This window comes from Nitratireductor lacus (assembly GCF_056431025.1).
Genome location: NZ_JBWKMB010000006.1, coordinates 98,652 through 119,581 on the forward strand (window position 1 = coordinate 98,652; position 20,930 = coordinate 119,581).

The 20,930-nt window shown below is 62.8% G+C and carries 19 protein-coding genes and 1 tRNA gene; 12 read left to right on the plus strand and 8 right to left on the minus strand.

Annotation, left to right across the window (positions count from 1 at the left end):
* Nucleotides 1–28 precede the first annotated feature (28 nt).
* Nucleotides 29–754 carry a GntR family transcriptional regulator gene (locus AC07E3_RS06870; protein WP_478360813.1) on the minus strand — a complete coding sequence of 242 codons (726 nt, stop codon included), beginning with the start codon at nucleotides 752–754 and terminating at the stop codon, nucleotides 29–31.
* 153 nt (nucleotides 755–907) lie between these two features.
* On the opposite strand from AC07E3_RS06870, the gene AC07E3_RS06875 reads away from it, so the two are divergent.
* The 10 genes from AC07E3_RS06875 to AC07E3_RS06920 all read left to right on the plus strand — a co-directional run bounded on the left by AC07E3_RS06875 (nucleotide 908) and on the right by AC07E3_RS06920 (nucleotide 10,180).
* The gene (locus AC07E3_RS06875; RefSeq protein ID WP_478360815.1) at nucleotides 908–2,029 is read left to right on the plus strand and encodes a cupin domain-containing protein; all 1,122 of its coding nucleotides are present in this window, start codon (nucleotides 908–910) and stop codon (nucleotides 2,027–2,029) included.
* 16 nt (nucleotides 2,030–2,045) lie between these two features.
* A complete protein-coding gene (locus AC07E3_RS06880; protein ID WP_223004804.1) occupies nucleotides 2,046–2,990 on the plus strand; it encodes a fumarylacetoacetate hydrolase family protein in 945 nt (314 codons plus the stop codon).
* Between the two features lie 35 nt (nucleotides 2,991–3,025).
* Entirely contained in the window at nucleotides 3,026–4,210 is a 1,185-nt protein-coding gene (locus AC07E3_RS06885; RefSeq protein ID WP_478360817.1) for an ABC transporter substrate-binding protein, read from the plus strand.
* A gap of 122 nt (nucleotides 4,211–4,332) precedes the next feature.
* Entirely contained in the window at nucleotides 4,333–5,247 is a 915-nt protein-coding gene (locus AC07E3_RS06890) for a branched-chain amino acid ABC transporter permease (protein ID WP_336067258.1), read from the plus strand.
* 4 nt (nucleotides 5,248–5,251) lie between these two features.
* Nucleotides 5,252–6,229 carry a branched-chain amino acid ABC transporter permease gene (locus tag AC07E3_RS06895; RefSeq protein WP_478360819.1) on the plus strand — a complete coding sequence of 326 codons (978 nt, stop codon included), beginning with the start codon at nucleotides 5,252–5,254 and terminating at the stop codon, nucleotides 6,227–6,229.
* Complete coding sequence (locus tag AC07E3_RS06900; RefSeq protein WP_478360821.1) at nucleotides 6,222–6,998, plus strand: ABC transporter ATP-binding protein; 777 nt, start codon at nucleotides 6,222–6,224, stop codon at nucleotides 6,996–6,998. The genes AC07E3_RS06895 and AC07E3_RS06900 overlap by 8 nt, the downstream gene beginning before the upstream one ends.
* On the plus strand, nucleotides 6,992–7,687 hold the full coding sequence (locus tag AC07E3_RS06905; RefSeq protein WP_478360823.1) for an ABC transporter ATP-binding protein: 696 nt from the start codon (nucleotides 6,992–6,994) through the stop codon (nucleotides 7,685–7,687). The genes AC07E3_RS06900 and AC07E3_RS06905 overlap by 7 nt, the downstream gene beginning before the upstream one ends.
* A gap of 2 nt (nucleotides 7,688–7,689) precedes the next feature.
* A complete protein-coding gene (locus AC07E3_RS06910; RefSeq protein ID WP_478360825.1) occupies nucleotides 7,690–8,580 on the plus strand; it encodes an alpha/beta hydrolase in 891 nt (296 codons plus the stop codon).
* The gene (locus tag AC07E3_RS06915) at nucleotides 8,577–9,524 is read left to right on the plus strand and encodes a carbon-nitrogen hydrolase family protein (RefSeq protein WP_478360827.1); all 948 of its coding nucleotides are present in this window, start codon (nucleotides 8,577–8,579) and stop codon (nucleotides 9,522–9,524) included. Before AC07E3_RS06910 ends, AC07E3_RS06915 begins: the two co-directional genes overlap by 4 nt.
* An 8-nt stretch (nucleotides 9,525–9,532) precedes the next feature.
* Complete coding sequence (locus AC07E3_RS06920; RefSeq protein ID WP_065816434.1) at nucleotides 9,533–10,180, plus strand: flavin reductase family protein; 648 nt, start codon at nucleotides 9,533–9,535, stop codon at nucleotides 10,178–10,180.
* Nucleotides 10,181–10,267: 87 nt separating this feature from the next.
* Here the strand turns inward: AC07E3_RS06920 and AC07E3_RS06925 are convergent, their stop codons facing one another.
* From AC07E3_RS06925 to AC07E3_RS06950, 6 genes are all read right to left on the minus strand, one after another.
* A complete protein-coding gene (locus AC07E3_RS06925; RefSeq protein ID WP_478360829.1) occupies nucleotides 10,268–10,819 on the minus strand; it encodes a GNAT family N-acetyltransferase in 552 nt (183 codons plus the stop codon).
* 28 nt (nucleotides 10,820–10,847) lie between these two features.
* Nucleotides 10,848–10,923 (minus strand) — tRNA-Phe (locus AC07E3_RS06930).
* 154 nt (nucleotides 10,924–11,077) lie between these two features.
* On the minus strand, nucleotides 11,078–11,923 hold the full coding sequence (locus AC07E3_RS06935; RefSeq protein ID WP_478360831.1) for an ABC transporter permease: 846 nt from the start codon (nucleotides 11,921–11,923) through the stop codon (nucleotides 11,078–11,080).
* Nucleotides 11,913–12,683: an ABC transporter ATP-binding protein gene (locus AC07E3_RS06940; protein WP_478360833.1), complete on the minus strand. Its 771-nt coding sequence runs from the start codon at nucleotides 12,681–12,683 to the stop codon at nucleotides 11,913–11,915. The genes AC07E3_RS06935 and AC07E3_RS06940 overlap by 11 nt, the downstream gene beginning before the upstream one ends.
* A 45-nt stretch (nucleotides 12,684–12,728) precedes the next feature.
* A complete protein-coding gene (locus AC07E3_RS06945) occupies nucleotides 12,729–13,748 on the minus strand; it encodes an ABC transporter substrate-binding protein (RefSeq protein ID WP_336067093.1) in 1,020 nt (339 codons plus the stop codon).
* Between the two features lie 402 nt (nucleotides 13,749–14,150).
* A complete protein-coding gene (locus AC07E3_RS06950) occupies nucleotides 14,151–17,570 on the minus strand; it encodes an indolepyruvate ferredoxin oxidoreductase family protein (RefSeq protein ID WP_478360836.1) in 3,420 nt (1,139 codons plus the stop codon).
* A 142-nt stretch (nucleotides 17,571–17,712) separates the two neighbouring features.
* Here AC07E3_RS06950 and AC07E3_RS06955 point away from each other — a divergent pair, with 142 nt between their 5' ends.
* Complete coding sequence (locus tag AC07E3_RS06955) at nucleotides 17,713–18,192, plus strand: Lrp/AsnC family transcriptional regulator (protein ID WP_336067086.1); 480 nt, start codon at nucleotides 17,713–17,715, stop codon at nucleotides 18,190–18,192.
* Between the two features lie 52 nt (nucleotides 18,193–18,244).
* Nucleotides 18,245–19,564, plus strand: coding sequence for an NAD(P)H-dependent oxidoreductase (locus tag AC07E3_RS06960; RefSeq protein WP_478360838.1), 1,320 nt, complete (start codon nucleotides 18,245–18,247; stop codon nucleotides 19,562–19,564).
* 267 nt (nucleotides 19,565–19,831) lie between these two features.
* On the opposite strand, the gene proC is transcribed toward AC07E3_RS06960, so the two are convergent.
* Entirely contained in the window at nucleotides 19,832–20,638 is an 807-nt protein-coding gene (gene proC / locus AC07E3_RS06965) for a pyrroline-5-carboxylate reductase (RefSeq protein ID WP_336067080.1), read from the minus strand.
* Between the last annotated feature and the right edge of the window lie 292 nt (nucleotides 20,639–20,930).

The window sequence follows — 20,930 nt, forward strand, 5'->3', positions numbered from 1 at the left end:
CCGGCAGTGGCCGCACATATTGCCGGCGCTAAGCGCTTGCGCCGGCGGCCATCGGCTTCGCGTCCGGCTGGTATCGGGCGGAAAGCGTTTCCCCGGTGCGCCGATAGTGCCGGCTCAGCAGGGCGATTGCCTTTTCGGCATCGCGCGCGATGGTCGCGTCCATGATCTCCTGATGCTCCAGCGTGAGATCGCGTGAGGGGCGGGCGCGGGGGCCGCCGAGAACCGGGAAGCGATAACGCTCGGTTTCCACATAGAGCTTGTCCGAAAAATCGAGAAGCCAGTTTGACCGGCAGGCGCTGATGAGTGCGCGGTGAAACCGGTGATGCCGGTCTTCGAGCGCCTTCATCTCATCCATGGGTGGCGCGTCCATCTGCTCCAGTTTCTTGGCTTTAAGGGAGAGCCCGTGAAAAGCCGAGATCACCTCCGTTTCCCAATCGTCATCGCCGAACTCGATGGCGCGACGCAATGCCTCGGCCTCAATGTGGATCCTTGTGTCGACCGCATCCCACATCTCGGTCAGCGAAAGCGGCGCGACGGTAAAGCCGCGCAGCGCAACCGACATGACAAGACGCTCGCTGTGCAGGCGGTTCAGCGCCTCGCGCAGGGGAGAATAGCCCAGCCCGTAGCGCTGCTTGAGGTTTTCAAGCCGCAACGGGCTGCCGGCCTCCAGCGTGCCGCTGACAATGTCCCAGCGTAGCTTCTGATAGGCCTCTTCCGTCAGCGTGGTTTCACGCGGGTTCTTCTTTCCCGACACGTCTTCTCCCCGGCATTGCTGCTTCGGTTTTTCAGGAGAACAGCATAGCACAGCGTCTTGCGCAACAAACGAAAAAATCAAGATTTTCGAAAATATCTATTTACAGCGAAAATCCGGCTGTTATCCTTCCGTCATTGAAGAGTGGAGGTTGAGATGTCGTCAGGCAGGGAAAACTACCGCGAGGACGTGGCGGGCCGCGCCAATGTGGAGGATACGCCGGAGCTTCTGGCCTATTACGACGAGCTGGAGGCGCTGGAGGCGGGGGCGCTCTGGACCGTCGCCAACAAGATCGAGCCCTGGGAGCCGCAGTCCTCGTCCGTGCCGATGATCTGGCGCTATCGCGATCTGCGCGAGCACGTCTTGCGTTCGGTCGAGCTGGTAACACCGGAAAAAGCCGGTCGCCGTGTGATCTATCTCAACAACCCGGGTCGTCGCGAATTCGCCGCCGCTGTCGGCTGGCTCTATTCCGGGCTTCAGGTGATGCATCCGGGCGAGGCTGCTTCAGCGCACCGGCATTCGGCCTCGGCGCTGCGCTTCATCATGGAGGGTGCAGGCGCCTACACCATCGTCGATGGCCACAAGATGACGCTCAATGCCAACGACTTCGTGCTGACGCCAAACGGCACCTGGCACGAACACGGCGTTGAGGAAAGCGGCAGCCCCTGCATCTGGCAGGACGGGCTTGATATCCCGTTGGTCAACACGCTCGAAGCGAATTTCTATGAAGTCCACCCGGACCTGCGGCAGGCCGTCGGCTTTGCTGTCGATGACATGACGAAGACCTGGGGCAATCCGGGTCTGACGCCGGGCGGTGGCGCCTGGGACAAGGGTTATTCTCCGCTCTACAAATATGAGTGGGAGCGCACTTATGAAGCGCTGAAGCGCTATGCCGACGCGACCGACGGCTCGCCCTATGACGGCGTCATGATGGAGTACGTCAACCCGGTCAATTCCGGCCCCGTCATGCAGACCATCGGCGCCAGCATGCAGATGCTGCGCCCCGGCGAAAAGACGAAGGCACACCGTCACACCGGCAGCTATCTCTACCAGGTGGCGAAGGGCAAGGGCTACTCGATCATCGGCGGCAGGCGGTTCGACTGGCAGGAACGCGACATTTTCTGCGTGCCGTCCTGGGCATGGCACGAACACGCCAATCTGTCCGACAGCGACGATGCCTGCCTGTTCTGTTTCAACGACCTTCCGGTGATGCGTTCGCTCGGTCTCTACCGGGAAGAAGCGCTGGCCGACAATGGCGGTCACCAACCACAAGACTGATCAAGGACATATCTGAATGCGACTGGTTACCTACAGGGCCACGGTCGAGGCGCCTGCGCGTCTCGGCGTCATCGAGGGCGAGAGCGTTGTCGATGTGGAAGCGCTCGGCATTGCCTTTGGCGAGGACTTCCCCGCCTCCATGCTGGAGCTGATCGATCTCGGTCCGGATGGGCTGGCGGCGCTGAAGCGGCTTCTGGACGAGGCGCGCGGCGCATGGCCGGTGCGCACGACCGTTCCGCTCGCCAATGTGCGATTGCTTGCACCCATCCCGCGGCCCCGCAAGAACATCTTCGGCATCGGCCTCAACTATGTGGAGCATGTGGAGGAATCGAGCCGCACGCTCGACACGTCGAAGGACCTGCCCAAGGAGCCGGTCATTTTCAGCAAGCCGCCCATGGCGGTTGTCGGGCCGGACGATCCAATCGAGCACAATGCCTCGATCACGCAGCAGCTCGACTGGGAGGTGGAGCTTGCCGCGATCATCGGGCGCAAGGCCACCAAGGTGAGCGAGGAAGATGCGCTTTCCTATGTGTTCGGATACAGCGTGATGATCGATGTCAGTGCGCGCGACAACCGCCGCGCCGGTCAGTGGATCTATTCCAAGGGACAGGACAGCTTTGCGCCATTCGGTCCCTGCATCGTCACTGCCGACGAAATCGGAGACCCGCACGATCTCGACCTCTGGCTCACCGTCAATGGCGAGCGCAAGCAGGGATCGAACACGAAGCACATGCTGTTCAAGATACCGACGCTCATCTCCGACATCTCGGCCGCCATCACGCTCGATCCCGGCGACATCATAGCCACCGGCACGCCCGAAGGTGTCGGTGCGGGCCGCGATCCGCAGGAATGGCTATGGCCTGGCGATGTGGTGGAAGCCTGTGTCGAGGGCATCGGCACGATCCGCCATCCGGTTGTGGCGGTCGGCAATGATTTCTCACGTCAGCGCAAGGCCGGATGACCCGGCTTCGTACGCGCAATTCAAGGGAGGAGAACATGACAATGGGACTTAAGGGCAAGGCAAGGCGGACCGGTCTTCTGGCCACCGCGCTGGCAACGGTCATGGCTGCGCAGGCATCGGCGGAAGAGCTGCGCATCGGCTTCATCACCACGCTTTCGACACCGGCCGGCTATATTGGCGAGGACATCCGCGACGCCTTCATGCTGGCCATCGGCGAAGATGGCAAGCTGGGCGATACGCCGGTGGTGCTCGAGGTCGAGGACGATGGCCTGAAGCCGGCCAATGCCAAGCAGTCGGCAGACCGTCTGGTGCAGTCGGGCGTCAAGCTGTTCACGGGCGTGAACTTCTCCAACGTGCTTGCCGCCGTGCAGCCGACCGTCATGAAATCCGGCGGCTTCTATGTCAGCGTCAATCCGGGACCGTCCGTCTTTGCCGGCGAGAAGTGCAACCCCAACTACTTCGTCGCCTCTTATCAGAACGATGCGTTCCACGAGGCGGCGGGTCTTGCGGCCAACAAGCTCGGCTACAAGAAGGTCGTGATCCTTGCGCCCAACTATCAGGCGGGCCGCGACGCGCTGAACGGCTTCAAGCGCACCTATGAGGGCGAGGTGGTGGAGGAGATCTACACCAAGCTCAACCAGACTGACTTTTCTGTCGAGCTGGCGCGCATTCGCTCGGCGGCACCCGATGCCATCTACCAGTTCCATCCGGGCGGCGCCGGCATCAACTTCGCCAAGCAGTATGACAATGCCGGTCTGAAGGACAGCGTGCCCATGCTGGTGCCGGCCTTCTCGCTCGACGCGCAGATGGTCAAGGCGACAGGCGATGCCGCCGATGGCGTCTATGCCTCGGCTCTCTGGACGACGGAGTTCGACAACGACGCCTCGCGTGATTTCGTCAAACGCTTCGAGGAAGCCTATGGCCGCACGCCCACCATGTATGCCGAACAGGCCTACGACACGGCAAACCTGATCGCCTCGGCGCTCGATGCAGTGGGCGGAAACATCGACGATGCAGACGCATTCCGTGCAGCGCTTGCGAAGGCCGATTTCGAGCCGATCCGCGACAAATACACGTTTGGCCCGAACCAGCATCCGATCCAGAATTACTATCTGACGCGGTTCGAAAAGAATGCGGATGGCGAGATCGTCCAGAACGTGGTGGAGCGCATCGCCGAGAACCATCAGGACGCCTACGCCAAAGACTGCAAGATGGATTGATGGCCAAAGCCGTTTCCTGAACGGAATTGCCCGGCGGCAAAACGCTGCCGGGCGCTCCATCCGCACCGGCCCGATCGGTGCGGGCAGCCCACCGAACCCAGACCGGCGAGCATTGGAACGCCATGATCCTCTTCATTGAACAGTTGTTGAACGGCCTGCAATATGGCGCGTTCCTCTTCCTGCTGGCCTCGGGCCTGACCCTCGTCTTCGGCATCATGGGGGTGATCAACCTCACCCATGGCACGTTCTACATGATCGGCGCCTATTGCGGCGCGCTCACCGTTGCCTCCACGGGCTCGTTTCTCATGGGGCTCCTGGCGGCCATGGCGGGGGCGGGGCTCTATGGCCTCCTTGTCGAAAGCGCCGTGGTGCGATGGCTCTACAATCGCGACCATCTCTACCAGGTTCTGGCGACGCTCGGCCTCATCCTCTTCACCAATGAAGCGGTGACGCTGATTGTCGGTCGTTCCCCGATCTTCATGAACATTCCGCCCTTCCTTGAAGGTTCGGTGACGCTCTTCCCGGGACTTGCCTATCCGCTCATGCGGCTCGCGCTGATCGCGGTCGGTCTCGCAGTGGCGTTTGGGCTCTGGCTTATGGTCAACCACACACGCTTCGGCATGCTCATGCGCGCCGGCGCCGATGACCGGCAGATGGTCGACGCGCTGGGTGTCAACATGCGCGTGCTCTATATGAGCGTCTTCGGCCTTGGCGCGATCCTGTGCGGGCTTGCCGGCGTCATGGCCGCGCCGCTGCTTGCCGTCGAGATTGCCATGGGCGAGCGCATCCTCATCACCACATTCGTGGTCATTGTCATTGGCGGGGTCGGTTCCATCCGCGGCGCTTTCGTCGGCGCCATGCTGGTGGGCATGGTCGACAGTCTCGGCCGGGCCTACGTGCCGCAGATCTTTACCGCGCTACTGCCCTATTCGGTGGCCGACACGCTGGCGGCCGGCCTGGTCTCGGCGAGCATCTATGTGCTGATGGCGCTTGTCCTTCTCGTTCGGCCCTATGGCCTCTTCCCCGCCCGGAGCTGAGCCGATGTCCAAATTCGACCGTTTCACGCTGACCGGCATTGTCATGCTTGTCCTGCTCATCGTCGCACCTATCGTGGTGGCGCAGACGGGCTGGCATGGCGGCCTGCCGCTTCTCACACGTATCGTCATCTATGCGCTGGCCGTGGTCAGTCTCGACCTGATCATCGGCTATGGCGCGCTGGTGAGCTTCGGCCATGCCATGTTCTTCAGCGTCGGTGGCTACGTAGTGGCGGTCCTCGCATACCACACGAATATGGGTGACACGATCTTTGGCTGGGAGGGCACCAATTCGGCGCTTATCCTCTGGCCGCTGGCGCTACTTGCCTGTGCGCTGCTCGGTCTCGTGATCGGCTATCTCGCACTCAAGACACGCGGCGTGCAATTCATCATGATCACGCTCGCCTTTGCCCAGATGGTCTATTTCATTCTCGTTTCGCTGCAATATTACGGCGGGGATGACGGGCTCATGATGGATATGCGCAACACCATGCCCGGCATCGATCTGGATGACCCCTTCGCGTTTTACTATCTCGCCCTCGGCCTGCTCGTTCTTTGGGTCTTCTTCTGCCGCTTGATCGTCAACTCGCGCTTCGGCATGGTGTTTCAGGGGCTGCGCCAGAGCGAGCGCCGCGCCGTCAATCTCGGCGTCAACCCGCTGCCCTTCCGGCTCGCCGCCTTCGTCATCTCGGCCGTCGGCACCGGGCTCGCCGGCGTGCTGTGGGCCAATTATGCCGAGTTCGTCACACCCGACATGGCCACCTGGGCGAAGTCGGGCGAGTTCATGGCCATCGTCACGCTGGGCGGGCTGGGCACGCTTCTCGGCCCCATCGCGGGTGCAGCCGCCTTCATCGGGCTTGAGCAGATACTCACCATCTGGACCGAGCACTGGATGATCGTCATGGGCCCGATCCTGGTGCTGATCGCATTGTTTGGCCAGCAGGGCATGCTTGGCCGCTTCCTGAAGGGAGGCCGTCATGACTGATGTACCCGCACACAAACCAGGCGAGGCAGTCCTCTCGCTCGACCACCTGCACAAGGCGTTCGGCGCACTCAAAGTCACCGACGATGTCACACTCGATGTGCGCAGCGGCGAAATCCACGCGCTGATCGGGCCGAATGGCGCCGGCAAATCCACGCTCATCGCGCAGATCTGCGGCGAGTTGCGGTCGGATTCCGGCCGTGTGCACTTCAAGGGACGCGACCTGACCGACCTCAGCGCCTTCAGACGCGCAAGGCTAGGGCTCGGGCGTTCGTTCCAGACGACACAGCTCTGCCTCGAATTCAGTGTGCTCGAACACGTCATCCTCTCGCTCGACTGCATGGAAGGCGGGTCGTTCAACCTCTTTGCCAACCCGCGCAACGATGCCGCGCTTCGGGAAGAAGCGGTGCACTGGATCGGCAAGGCGGGGCTGGCGGGCCGCGAAAACCGGCAGGTCGCCAATCTTGCCCATGGCGAGCGCCGCCAGCTCGAACTTGCCGTGGCGCTTGCGCGCAAGCCGCATGTGCTGGTGCTGGACGAACCAATGGCAGGCATGGGCGCAGAAGAATCCGCCCGCATGGTCGACCTGCTTCAGGAGCTGAAGGGCGAATACCCCATGCTTCTGGTCGAGCATGACATGGATGCCGTGTTCACCCTCGCCGACCGTGTCAGCGTTCTGGTCTATGGCCGCGTGATCTTCACAGGCACGGTGGATGCCGTGCGACAGGATCCGGAAGTCCGCAGCGCCTATCTGGGAGACGAAGCATGCTGAAAGTCACGGGTCTCGAAGCGGGATACGGCGTCAGCCAGGTGCTGTTCGGCATGGAGTTCGAGGTGCCGCGCGGTTCCGTCACCTCGCTGATCGGTCGCAACGGCATGGGCAAGACCACCACCATTCACACCATTCTCGGCATGGTGCGCGCGCGTGGCGGCGACATCCAGCTTGAAGGCGAGAGCATCACCGCCCTGCAGCCCAACGCCATTGCCCGCCGTGGCATCGGTCTCGTTCCGGAGGGGCGGCGGGTCTTCCCCTCGCTCACGGTGGAGGAAAATCTGGTCGCCACCTCCCGGCCGGGCGGTGCGGACGGCTGGAGCCTCGAACGCGTCTACGATCTCTTTCCGCGCCTGAAGGAGCGGCGCGGCCAGTTTGCCGCGACACTTTCGGGCGGCGAGCAGCAGATGCTGGCCGTGGGCCGCGCGCTTCTGACCAATCCCGCGCTTCTCGTCCTGGATGAGGCGACGGAGGGGCTAGCACCCGTCATCCGCGCCGACATCTGGGCGACGCTGCGCCGGTTGAAGGAACTTGGCCAGTCGATCCTCGTGGTCGACAAGAACCTGAAAGAAATGGCCCCGCTCGTCGACCGGCACCACATCGTCGAGAAGGGCAGGGTGGTCTGGCAGGGTTCGCCGCAGGAGCTGGCAGCCAATGAAGACCTCGCCCATCGCTATCTGGGGGTATGAGCATGGATGCCGCAGCACCGCTTTTCAGGGGCATGGACCAGCCGACGCTGGAGCGTGAATACAATGCGCGCGAAAGCGTCGCCTCCTATGAGGCCGAGCACGCCCGCTACGTTGCCGAGAGCGAGCAGGTTCGGCAAAGCCGCGCTGCAAAGCGCGATATCGTCTACGATCCGCAGAGCGGCGAAATGCTCGATCTTTACCTGGCGGGTGAAGGCAGCCCCGTCTTCCTGTGGATTCACGGTGGCTACTGGCGCGGTGGCTCGAAGGAGGACAATGCCTTTGCAGCGGGCGGCCTGACGGCACACGGCATCTCGGTGGCCGTGATGAATTACACGCTGGCGCCTGAGGTCAGCATTGGCGAGATGGTGCGTCAGGTGCGCAGCGCCGTCGCCTGGCTCAGGAACAATGGCGCTGAGCGCGGTCTCGATGTGGAGCGGATCCATGTCGGCGGCTCGTCTGCCGGCGGGCATCTGGCGGGCATGGTGCTTGCCGATGGCTGGCTTGAGGCTTTCGACCTGCCGCCGGACACGATCGGCACGGTTCTCGCCCTGAGCGGGCTGCACGAGCTAGAACCCCTGCAGCACACGCAGGTGAATGGCTGGATGCGGTTCGACACGGCCTCCATTGCCGAAAACTCCCCGATCCGGCACATCCCCGCGACATCCGGGGCGCGGCTGATTGCCTCGGTCGGTGGGCTCGAGACAGGCGAGTTCATCCGTCAGACGCTGGACTATGCCGCGGCCTGGAAGGCAGCCGGTCATGCGACGCAGGTGATCGACATGCCGTCGCACAATCATTTCGATATTGCGCTCAGTCTTTGCGAGCCCGAAGGTGTGCTGGTCGAGGCCGTCCGCGCCGCGATTGTCCGAGATACTCAGGGAGAAATCGTATGAAATCGTTCAAGGCAGCCGTCGCACAGGCGGCGTCCAACCCCGCCGATGCGCTTGCATCCGCCGGAAAGGCGGCCGCGATCATTCGCGAGGCGGCAGGTGAGGGGGCGAAACTCATCGTCTTTCCCGAAGCCTTCCTCGGCGGTTATCCCAAAGGCGCTTCTTTCGGCGCGCCCATCGGCATCCGCAAGCCCGAGGGCCGCGAGGCTTTCAGGGATTATTACGAACGCGCCATCGATCTCGACGGCGAGGAAGTGGCGCTGATCGCCGAGGCGACGGCTGAGACGGGTCTCTTCGCTGTCATGGGCTGTATCGAGCGCGACGGTGGCACACTCTATTGCACCGTTCTCTTCTTCGATGGTGAGAAGGGCCTCATCGGCAAGCACCGCAAGCTGATGCCGACGGCCGGCGAGCGCCTGATATGGGGCTTTGGCGACGGCTCCACCATGCCGGTTTTCGAAACCCCGCTTGGCCGCATCGGCGCGGTCATCTGCTGGGAAAACTACATGCCCATGCTGCGCATGCATATGTACAGCCAGGGCGTCAGCCTCTATTGCGCCCCCACCGCCGATGACCGCGACACCTGGCTTCCATCCATGCAACACATCGCGCTGGAAGGCCGCTGCTTCGTTTTAAGCGCCTGCCAGCACATCACGCGCGGCGCGTTTCCCGACGATCACGAATGCGCGCTGGGCGATGATCCCGACACCGTGCTGATGCGCGGCGGAAGCGCCATTGTCGATCCGCTCGGAAACGTCCTCGCCGGGCCGGATTTCGAGGGCGAAACGGTGCTTTACGCCGACATCGACATGGCCGCCGTGGCGCGCGGAAAATACGACTTCGACGTGACGGGCCACTATGCGCGGCCGGACATCTTCCAGCTCAAGGTGGATGACCGTCCCAAGCGTGCCGTTTCCAACATGAGCGATGAACCCTTGTTCGAGTGAACCACCACATGCGCTTCAAGCTTGACGAACTCGATCCGCAGATCGGCTACAAGGTGATGACGGCGACCGTCACGCCGCGCCCCATCGCCTGGGTGACGAGCGTGTCCTCCGAAGGCGTGGTCAACGCCGCGCCCTACAGCTTTTTCAATGTGATGGGGCACCGGCCGCCCACCGTCGCCATCGGTGTGATGGCGGACCCCCAGCGCGGCTTCAAGGATACGGCACGCAATATTGTCGGCGGCGGAGAGTTCGTCGTGAACCTTGTTCCCGAGCGTCTCGCGGCAGCGATGAACATCACATCCATGGATGCGCCGGAAGATGTCAGCGAGCTTGACTGCGCCGGCCTGACGGCTTTGCCCGCCGAGCAGGTGGCGCCGCCTCACATAGCCGAGGCACCGGTCTCGTTCGAATGCGTCAGCCACAGCGTTCTCGTCACCGGTCCGCATCAGGCGCTGGTCGTTGGCCGCGTGGTCGAAATCCGCGTGGCCGACGATTTCGTCATCGACGCCGAACGCGGCCACATCGACACGCCCGCGCTCGGCCTTATCGCCCGTATGCACGGCCGCGGCTGGTATGCCCGCTCCAGCGATACGTTTCAGATCGACCGCCCGACCTATGCCGACTGGCTGGCCGGCGAAGGCCGTCAGGTCGGCTGACGACCGCCCCCTGGTTTGCGTTCTTCTCTTGCCGGGGTGTCGCGTGCTGCCCATCGGGCGCGTGTTTGCGAGGAGATAAGTGGCCGGTCAGAACCGGTGAATCAGGTGAATGTCGTCAGGCTCCATCGTGACCAGCGTCTTGTCCGGTCTGGGCGCCAGCACGGCACCCTGGTGCAGATAGAATTCCACCGTTCGTCGCGTCGAGGTGGATGAGATATAAAACCCTGCAGTTCCTGGGCCTTCCGACGCTTTCCTGCATTCCGCGTAGAGCCGGGCGGCCAGCCGACGACCTCGCCAGCCATGGCTTACATGAAGAAATGCAAGCTGGCGCAGGTCCGGGTAATCTCCCACCGGGCGTGCATCGACGACACCGGTCGCCACCAGCTCTTCCCTGCAGAAAGCTCCGAGAAAGACGCCGCCATGATCGAAACAGTCGAGCAGGATGGGGGTGTACTGTTCCGGCTCACCTTCCGGCCAGTCGCGCGTATCGTAAAACTGCCGCTGCAGATGCAGAGCGCCATCTCTCACGCAATAGGTCTCTTCCACGAGTTCGCGTCTGTCGATCTGCCAGAGAAGCACCACTTCCGGGCGTTCCAGAGGGCGGATTTCGATTGCGCGGGTGTCGTCGGACCTGTCCAAGGCAAGATTTCGCAAGATTGATGAAAAATGGTGCCCAGGGGCGGAATCGAACCACCGACACGCGGATTTTCAGTCCGCTGCTCTACCAACTGAGCTACCTGGGCAAACCCTGCTTCGCATCGCCGGGACAGAGATTTCTGCGGGCGGTGGCGGGGTTGGTTCTCCGCCGGAAGCGCGTGGGTTATAGCACGAGATTTTCCGCTGACAAGCGCCCTTCGGTCGATTTGCAGGGACTTTTTTCAAAACCCCCGTGAACCCTCATGTTCGCCATGAAAGAAGACGCTTTTCAAGCTTGCCGATCAGCCAGGCAATGATGAGGCCGATGACCGAGAGAAGCGCCACACCGGCGATAAGCTGGTCGAGGGCAAAAAGCGCACCGGCCATCAGGATATAGGCCCCGACGCCGAATTCAGCGCCGATCATCTCCGCCGCCACAAGCAGGACGATGGCGATGGAAGCGGAGATGCGAAAGCCCGACAGGATGGCCGGCATCGCGCCCGGCACGATGATCTTGCGCACGATGGACAGCCACGAAAGGCCGAAGGACTGGCCCATGCGGATGAGATTGCGGTCGACATTATCCACCCCGCCATAGGTGGCGATCACGGTCGGAAAGAAGGTTCCGAACAGGATGGTCGCCACCTTCGAGCCTTCGCCAATGCCGAACCAGATGATGAAGAGCGGTAAAAGCGCGATCTTCGGCACCGGAAAAAGGGCGGAGACCAGCGGCAGAAGCCCGGCTCGGGCAAGGGAGAAGAGGCCGATGAAAAGGCCGACAGCAATGCCAAGCAGGCTCCCGAGCGTCCAGCCGACGATCAGGCGATAAAGGCTTGCACCCAGATGCTTCCACAGCATGCCCGTCTGGAAGAGATCGACCAGCGCACCGAACGCTTCGGATGGAGCAGGCAGTGCAATCGCGCTGATGAAGCCTGAACGCGAGCCGAGTTCCCAGACCGCCAGAATGACGAGGAAAACAATTGGCGCGACGGGGCCGAGCGAGCGGTGAACGAAACCGCCGCCCCGGAATGGAACCGGACGCCGACCACTTGTTTCGGGCGCTGCGGCATGGCTGGCAGGCACGTCGCGCGTGGCATCATGCGACATCGGAAATCTCCCGGTCGGCTTCGCGTGCTTCCTCGCGCATGATCTCCCAGACGCGGCGCTGGAGGGTTTCGAGCTCTGCCAGCCGGTCGGCACGTTCAGCAAGCGGCATGTCGATTTCGACCACCTCGCGGATACGTCCCGGCCGACGAGACAGAACGATGATGCGGCTGCCCAGGCGCACGGCCTCGTTGAGGTTGTGCGTCACGTAGCAGGCGGAAAACCGCTCGCGGGTCCATAACGCCACGAGATCGTCCATCAGGAGTTCGCGGGTCTGGCTGTCGAGCGCGGAAAGCGGCTCGTCCATCAGCATGATGGCCGGCTTGACGGCGAGCGCCCGGGCAATCGCCACCCGCTGCTTCATGCCGCCGGAAAGCTGGCGCGGCAGCGCCTTTGCGAAATCGGAAAGATTGGTGCGCGCGAGCACATCGGCGATGATGGTACGCCGTTCGGCAGTGGCGATGCCGTGATCTTCCAGTACGAGGCTGACATTGCCTTCCACGCTGCGCCAGGGAAGAAGGGCGAAATCCTGAAAGATGTAGGTCAGCGGATTGAGCGAGCCTTCCGGCTCCGGGCCGGAGAGAAGCGCTTCGCCCGCATCGGGCTTTTCCAGCCCGCCGGCGATGCGCAGAAGCGTGGACTTGCCGCAGCCCGAGGGACCGACGATGCAGACGATCTCTCCATCATCCACCGTAAGCGAGATGTCGTCGAGGACGGTCCTGCCGCCATAGTGATGGGTAATGTTTCTGAGAAGAAGCTGCATCGGCTCAAAGAATGCCGCCCCGGGCGGGCCGGGGCGGTTTCGCTGTTAGCGGGTTTCCACGAAGCTGGTGTCAACCAGCTTTTCCATCGTCACGCCTTCGGGCACGAGGCCTTCGGACTTGAACCACTCAAGCTGATCCTCGACGCTGGCGACGCTGAGGGCTGCCCCTTCATTGATGCGCATCGCGCCGGCACGAATGCGTGGATCGGCCTTTTCGAGCGGCTGGTCGGAATAGACGTATTTGTGGATCATCTCGACGATTGCGGCCGTGTCTTCCTCGCTCATGGTCTTGTCGACGAGCGCCGCATTGTAATCGCTGATGCCCTCGGAAAGGCCGGCGAGGAAGCGCTCGACCAGATCCTTCTTTTCGGTCGCATTTTTTGTCGAGGTGAAGACCGTGGTGACCTGATAATTGTCGATATAGTCGGAAATCTTGCCGATCTCGACCACTTCATCGCCTCTGGTCAGCGCGCCGGCGATGTTGGGCACGATGGACCAGGCATCGATCTGGCCGCTCTTGAGCGAAGCGATGATGGCTGGCACCTTCTGCAGCGGCTTCACGTGGATTTCGGAACGGTCAAAGCCTTCCTTGTCGGCGATCTTGTGCGCCATGTAGTGGAAGGAGGAGCCGGTGGTGGTGATGCCGTAGGTGTGGCCCTTCAGATCGGCGGGTGTCTTTACGCCGGCGTCGTAGGCGGCCCTGGAGGCGAGGATCTTCTGGCCGTCGATCTCGGGCGTTTCCTGCAGCGCGCCGCCGATGATCTTGATCACGCCCTTGTCGGCAAGACTGATCAGACCGCCGGAAATGGCTGTCATGCCGAAATCGACATCGCCCGATGCGATGGCAACTGCCATCGGCTGCGCGGCCTGAAAGGACACGAACTCGACATCGAGATCCTGCGCTTCGAAATAGCCTTTTGCCTCGGCAATGATGCTGGGCGAATGGGACGTGAGCGAAAGAATGCCGACATTGATCTTGTCTGCAGCCTGTGACGGCAGCGCAAATCCGGCAATTGCGGTGGAAAGGGCAAGTGCGCCGAGCGCACGGCGGGTGATGGCAGTCATGGGGACCTCTCGGAATGTCTTCGACCAATGCTATTTGCACAGGCGGCGGACCGGAGCAAGCAAATGGGACGACAAGAAGGTCAAAAGATTTTGTGAAATTGTTTTATATCAGAGCCTTACGAGGGGTTGGCGCAGAGTGAGGGGCCGGACGCAAAGCGCGTTTCACGAGCGTTTGCACCGCACTCCCTCTGGTTGACATGCAAGGTGCCCGTCCTCTCCCTCGTGATCCTATGGCTTGACCATAGGATCCATGCCGTAGCTGTGGCGACGGCAAAGGCGTGGAAAATGAAGCGCTTCTTTTTGAGAGGCTGCGATTTAACCTTGGCGTTTTGGCATGGATCCTCGGGTCGGGCCCGAGGACAACGAAGGAGCGGGGAGGGAGGGGGGACTATCGGGCTGTGCCTAAAGACGCGCATCCACCTCTTCGCGGATGCGCTTTGCGGCTTCCTCTTTCACCGGGCCGTAGCCGCGGATCTGCATCGGCAATGCAAGCGTCTCGGCAAGTTCTGCCGCATTGCCGGCGTCGAGTTTTGAAAGCGCCTTCTCCACATGCGCCTCGTACCATCCGATCAGTTCGCGCTCCATGCGCCGCTCGGCGGTGTAGCCGAACGGATCGAAGACGGTACCGCGCAGGCGTTTCATGCGGGCGAGCATGCGGAACGGCAGGCGCACCCAGGGGCCGAACTCGCGCTTGAGCGGCCGTCCGCGCGCGTCACTGCCGGAAGCAAGGAAGGGCGGGGCGAGATGGTGCACGATGCGATAGTCGCCCTCGAACTCGTCTGCGATGCGGGCAGAAAAGCCCGTTTCAGTGTGGAGCCGCGCGACTTCGTATTCATCCTTGTAGGCCATCAGCTTGAACAGGGAGCGGGCGACGGCCCGGCTGACGGCATCATTGCCCAGCGGCGCTTCGGCGGCACGAACGCGATCCACCAGACGGCGGTAGCGCGCGGCATAGGCCGTGTTCTGATAGTCGGTCAGGAAGGCCTCGCGGCGGGTGACGATCGCGTCGAGCGTTCCGTCGGTCTGCGGTTTCGGGTCGAGCAGGCCCTTCAGCGCGTCAGGCTTTTCTGCCGCCAGACGACCGATGAGGAAGGCGCGGTGGTTCTTCTCAATGGCGACGCCGTTGAGCACGATGGCCTGGGTGAGCGCATTGAGCGAGACGGGCACGAGGCCCTTCTGCCAGGCGAAGCCAAGCATCATCACATTGGCGAACACCGTGTCGCCCATGAGCTTTTCGGAAAGACGGTTGGCGTCCATGGCAGCGAGCGCATCCTTGCCCGTCACGCCTTCGATTGCGGCAAGCCGCCGGTCGACGCGAAGGCTCGCATCGCGCTTGCGCACGATATCGCCGGTGGGCATCTCGGCAAGGTTCACCACCGCGCGCATGCCGGGACGGTAGCTGGCCGACGCCTTGGGGGAGGACGACACGACAATGTCGCAGCCGATCAGGGCGTCGGCGGCGCCCCGGTCAATGCGCACCTGATGAATGGCGTCGGGTGATGACGCCAGCCGGACATAGGAGAGCACCGGCCCGAACTTTTGGGCAAAGCCCGTGAAGTCGAGCACGCTGGAGCCCTTGCCCTCCAGATGCGCAGCCATGGTGATGAGCGCGCCAACCGTGACGACGCCGGTGCCGCCGACGCCGGTGATCATCAGGTCGAAGGGCTTGTCGAGAGCAGCAGGCTCCGGATCGGGGAGGCCAGCGGCAAGCCGTGTCAGGTCGATCTCCATGCCGGAGCGCTTTTTGCGGGTTGCACCTTCGATGGTGACGAAGCTCGGGCAGAAGCCGTTCACGCAGGAGAAGTCCTTGTTGCAGGACGACTGGTTGATCTTGCGCTTGGTGCCGAACTCGGTTTCGAGCGGCTCGACGGAGAGGCAGTTGGACTCCACCGAACAGTCGCCGCAGCCCTCGCAGACGAGGTCGTTGATGACGACGAATTTCTTCGGGTCTTCCATCTGGCCGCGCTTGCGGCGGCGGCGCTTCTCGGTGGCGCAGGTCTGCTCATAGATGAGGACCGAGACACCCTTCACCTCGCGCAGCTCGCGCTGGACGGCGTCCATCTCGCGGCGGTGATGGATGGTGGTACCGGCCGGCAGTTCGCCAGGCTGGAACTTGTCCGGGTGATCGGAGACGAGCGCTAAGCGCTCCACACCCTCGGCGCGCGAGGCGTGGGCAATCGCCTGAACGCTGACGGGACCGTCCACCGGCTGGCCGCCGGTCATGGCGACGGCGTCGTTGTAGAGGATCTTGAAGGTGATGTTGGCCTTTGCGGCAATCGCCTGCCGCACGGCCATGGAGCCGGAGTGATACCAGGTGCCTTCGCCGAGATTCTGGAAGACGTGGTTCTTGCCGGTAAAGAGCGAGGAGGCTGCCCAGTTCACGCCCTCGCCGCCCATCTGGATCAGCGAGGTGGTGTTGCGGTCCATCCAGCTTGCCATGAAGTGACAGCCGATGCCGGCCAGCGCCTCGGACCCATCGGGCACCTTGGTCGAGGTGTTGTGCGGGCAGCCGGAGCAGAAATAGGGGGTTCGGGTCGCGCCTTCCACCTGAAGCGAAATGGCCGGTGCTGCGAGGATTTCTTCAGCGCGAGCCACGAAACCGTTTCCGGGGAAAATGCCTTCGAGCCGCCGGGCGACGATGGGCAGAAGCAGGCGTGGCGAAAGTTCGCCGGTCCACGGCACGAGGCGTTCGCCATCCTCGTCGCGTTTGCCCACCATGGCGTGCGGCTTGTGGCCGGGCCAGTCGTAGAAATATTCCTTGAACTGGCTTTCGACGATGCCGCGTTTTTCCTCGATGACGAGGACTTCTTCTTTGTCTTTCACGAAGTCGAGTGCTGCGCGGCAGGCGAGCGGCCACACCATGCCGACCTTGTAGATGTCGATGCCGAGCTGCCGGCATTCGGCTTCGCCGACGCCCAGAAGACGCAGCGCCTCCATGAGGTCGAGATGGGCCTTGCCGGTGGTGACGATGCCGAAACGGGCATCCTTCACGTCATAGATGTGGCGGTCGATGGGATTGGCTTCGGCAAACGCCAGCACGGCGTGCTTCTTCGCCTCCATGCGCTCCTCGATCTGCGGGCCAGGAAGGTCCGGCCAGCGATAGTGGAGCCCGCCGGGAGGCGGGGTGAAATCGGGTGTGGCAAACACGCGGGGGGCGGGGATTTCGATGGAGGCTGCCGATTCCACCGTTTCCGAGATGGCCTTGAAACCGACCCACATGCCCGAGAAGCGCGACAGCGCGTAGCCATATTCTGCGAAGGCCAGATACTCCGACACGCTGGCGGGATTGAGCGTCGGCATGAACCACGCCATGAAGGCGACGTCCGACTGGTGCGGCATGGAGGAGGAGACGCAGCCGTGATCGTCGCCGGCAACCACCAGCACACCGCCATGGGGCGAGGAGCCATAGGCGTTGCCATGCTTCAGCGCATCGCCCGAGCGGTCGACGCCGGGGCCCTTGCCATACCAGAGGCCGAAAACGCCTTCGACCTCGCGCTTCGGATTGGTCTCCACCTGCTGGCTGCCGAGCACGGCGGTGGCGGCGAGATCTTCGTTGACGGCGGGGAGGAATTCGATGCGGGCGGCGTCGAGCCGCTCTTTCGCCTTCCATAGCTCCAGGTCGAGCGCGCCCAGCGGCGATCCGCGATAGCCGGAGATGAAACCTGCCGTGTTAAGGCCGCTCGCGCGGTCGCGGCGCGCCTGATCGAGAACGGCGCGCACGAGCGCCTGCGTGCCGGTCATGAACACGCGGCCCTTTTCCTGGGTGTAGCGGTCCTCGAGCTGATAGCGCGCGAGTTCGCTGGCCTTGGGTTGGACGGTCATGCAATTCCTCCAGTGCAGACTGGAAGAATTCTAAACCGGCAGAGGTGGAATTTTGTGCCAGATTTGGCGATTGGAATTTGGTTTCTGGAAGAATTGTCCGATATGTATGGGTGTATCGGATAATTTTTCAGGATTTAGACCTATGCCCGAAAAGCTGAACGAACAGGACAAGAAGCTTCTGGACGCGCTTCAGGCGAATTGCCGGCTCTCGAACCAGGAACTGGCGGAGCGGGCCGGCATGTCGGCTTCGGCCTGCTGGCGGCGGGTGAAGGCGCTGGAGGAAGCGGGGCTGATCACGCAATATGCGGCTCTGCTGGACGTGGAGAAGGCGGGGCTCGGTTTTCAGGCCATCGTGCATGTGTCGCTGACGCGGCATGACCACCGGCATGTGGATACGTTCATCGCCGAGACGCGGCGGCGGCCCGAAGTGCTCGACTGCTACTCCACGACGGGAGAGGCGGATTATCATCTGCGCGTCGTGTGCCGCGACCTGGCGGCTTATAACCGGTTTCTGGAAGATTTCCTGTTCCGCCTGCCGGGCATCGCCAATGTGCGCACCAACCTTGTTCTGAAAGATATCAAGAAAAACAGTCCGGTTCCGGTGCAGGTGAAGACCGGTTGACATACCGCGCCGGGCCGCTTCTATCTCGGTCGCCAAACGAGGAGGACATCGGATGACGAATGTGGCGCTTACGGGTCTTGCGCGCGATCTTGAGCAGCGGGCGGAAGAGGGGCGGCCGGTGCGCATCGGCCTGATCGGCTGCGGCGAGATGGGCACGGACATCGTCACGCAGGTGGCGCGCATGAAGGGCATCGAGGTGGCGGCCATTGCCGACACGCGGCCTGAACGCGCTGCAAAGGCCATCGAGATTGCCGGACGCGCTGCCGAGAGCGCGGTGGAGGCTGAAACGGCAGGCGCGATCAGCGACGCGATCCGCGCCGGAAAGACAGCGCTTTCGGGCGATTCCCGGCTGGTTTCCGAAAACGATCTGGTGGACGTGGTGATCGACGCCACGGGCAAGCCGGCGGTGGGCGCGGAGATCGGGCTTTCAGCCATGGAGGCGGGCAAGCATCTCGTCATGATGAATGTCGAGGCCGACGTGACCATTGGCGCTTATCTGAAGCGCGAAGCGGCGCGGCTGGGCGTGACCTATTCGCTGGGCGCGGGCGACGAGCCGTCTTCCTGCATGGAGCTGATCGAGTTCGTCTCGGCCATGGGGCACGACATCGTTGCCGCCGGCAAGGGCAAGAACAACCCGCTCAACATCGACGCTGTGCCGGACGACTACGCCGAGGAGGCGGAACGGCGCAACATGAATGTGCGCATGCTGGTCGAGTTCGTCGACGGCTCCAAGACGATGGTGGAGATGGCGGCCATCGCCAATGCCACGGGCCTCGTGCCGGACAGGCCGGGCATGCATGGCCCGGCGGCAAGCCGCGAGGCGCTTTCAAGCGTTCTCTGCCCGATTGCCGATGGCGGCGTGCTCTCGAAAAAAGGCTGCGTCGATTTCACGGTCGGCAAGGGTGTTGCGCCGGGCGTGTTCGTGGTGGCGGAGATGGATCATCCGCGCCTGCGCGAGCGCATGAACGATCTGAAGCTTGGCGAGGGGCCGTATTACACCTTCTTCCGGCCCTATCACCTGACCTCGCTGGAAGTGCCGCTTACCTGCGCGCGCGCCGTGCTCTACAACAAGGCGGACATGGTGCCGCTCGACAGGCCGGTTGCGGAAGTCTGTGCGGTGGCGAAGAAGGATCTGAACCCGGGCGACCGGCTCGACGCCATCGGCGAATATTCCTACCGCTCATGGATCATGACGGCGGAAGAGGCGCGCACGGCGAAGGCCGTGCCATGCGGGTTGCTGGAGGGCGGCACGGTGACGGCCCCGGTGAAGAAGGGCGCGCTTCTGACCTATGCGAATGTTGCGCCCGATGCGGCTTCGCGGCTGGTGGCGCTCAGGGCGCGGCAGGATGCGATGGTGTTCGGCGAAGGGTGATGCGTGGGGCGCTCGCCCCTCATCCGCCTGCCGGCACCTTCTCCCCGCAGGCGGGGAGAAGGAAGCGCGTCGTAACCGGAAGGCGTGTCACCTTTGATGTCCCATCTCCCTGTCTGCGGAGAGAAGGCAAGGCGGCGCCATGCGGGTTGCTTGGGGGGAGGTTTGAAACTGGCGCTTCCCTTTCGGATTTTCTTCCTTCTCCCCGCTGGCGGGGAGAAGGTGCCGGCAGGCGGATGAGGGGCAAGCGCCAGGGCCTGCGCCGATCCTCTACTTCCCCAGTTCGATGGAGCGCTTCTTGGCGGCGTCGACGGCGTCGCTGACCAGATCGAGAAGGCGGTTTTCATCCATGAAAACGGAGAGCGCGGCGGCGGTGGTGCCGTTGGGGCTCGTCACCTGCTCGCGCAGCTTGCCGGGCTCATCGTCGCTCTCTTTCGCCAGAGAGGCCGCACCGAAAACCGTCTGCATGGCAAGAAGCTTCGCGGTTTCCGCAGGCAGGCCGGCCTTCTCACCGGCAGCAGTCAGGCATTCGATGAAGTGGAAGACGTAAGCCGGACCGGAGCCGGAAACGGCGGTGACGGCGTCCATCAGCTCTTCATTTTCGATGGTGGTGACCGCGCCACTGGTCCCAAGCAGCTCCCCGGCGAAGGCTTTTGCCTCGCCGGTCACATTGCGGTTGGAGAAGAGCACCATCATGCCCTTGCCGATGGCGGCCGGCGTGTTGGGCATGCAGCGCATGATCGCGGCATGACGGCCAAGAATTTCCTCGAAGGTGGCCGTGCCGGTGCCGGCAAGAACGCTGACGAAGGTGGCCTTGTCGGCAAAACGGGCATAGGCGGGGGCGATGTCGCGAATGACCTGCGGCTTGACGGCGAACATAATCATGTCCGCCCCGGCGGCAAGCTCGTCGACGCTTTCCGCGACCGTGACACCCAGCGCCGCGGCGCGTGCGCGCAGTCCCTCGTTCGGCTCTATGACGGTGGCGTCCTTCGAGGCCAGCTTGCCCGCGGCGATCCAGCCCTTCAGCATGGCGTAACCCATATTGCCGCAGCCGACGAGGATGACCGATTTGCCCATGAAACTTCTCCCTTGATGACCGCAAATGAATGCCGCGTGCAGGCGGGGAATGCAACGGCTGCGAGGTCTGCACAGTGAAATTCCCGTTTGCGGCCAGGGGGAGGGTTTGCTAAAGCGCGATCTCGCAATTGATCAACCACCGGACACAGGGCCGAACCATGAGCGCCAAGAAAGCACGCAAATAAGCCGCAGCGACTTTTTCTGTTGTTGCGGCTGCCTGTCCGGGTTCCCTTGAAAATCTCCATGAACTGCAGGCGCCGCCAGATGTCTTTCATTTGACGGGTGCTTTGTC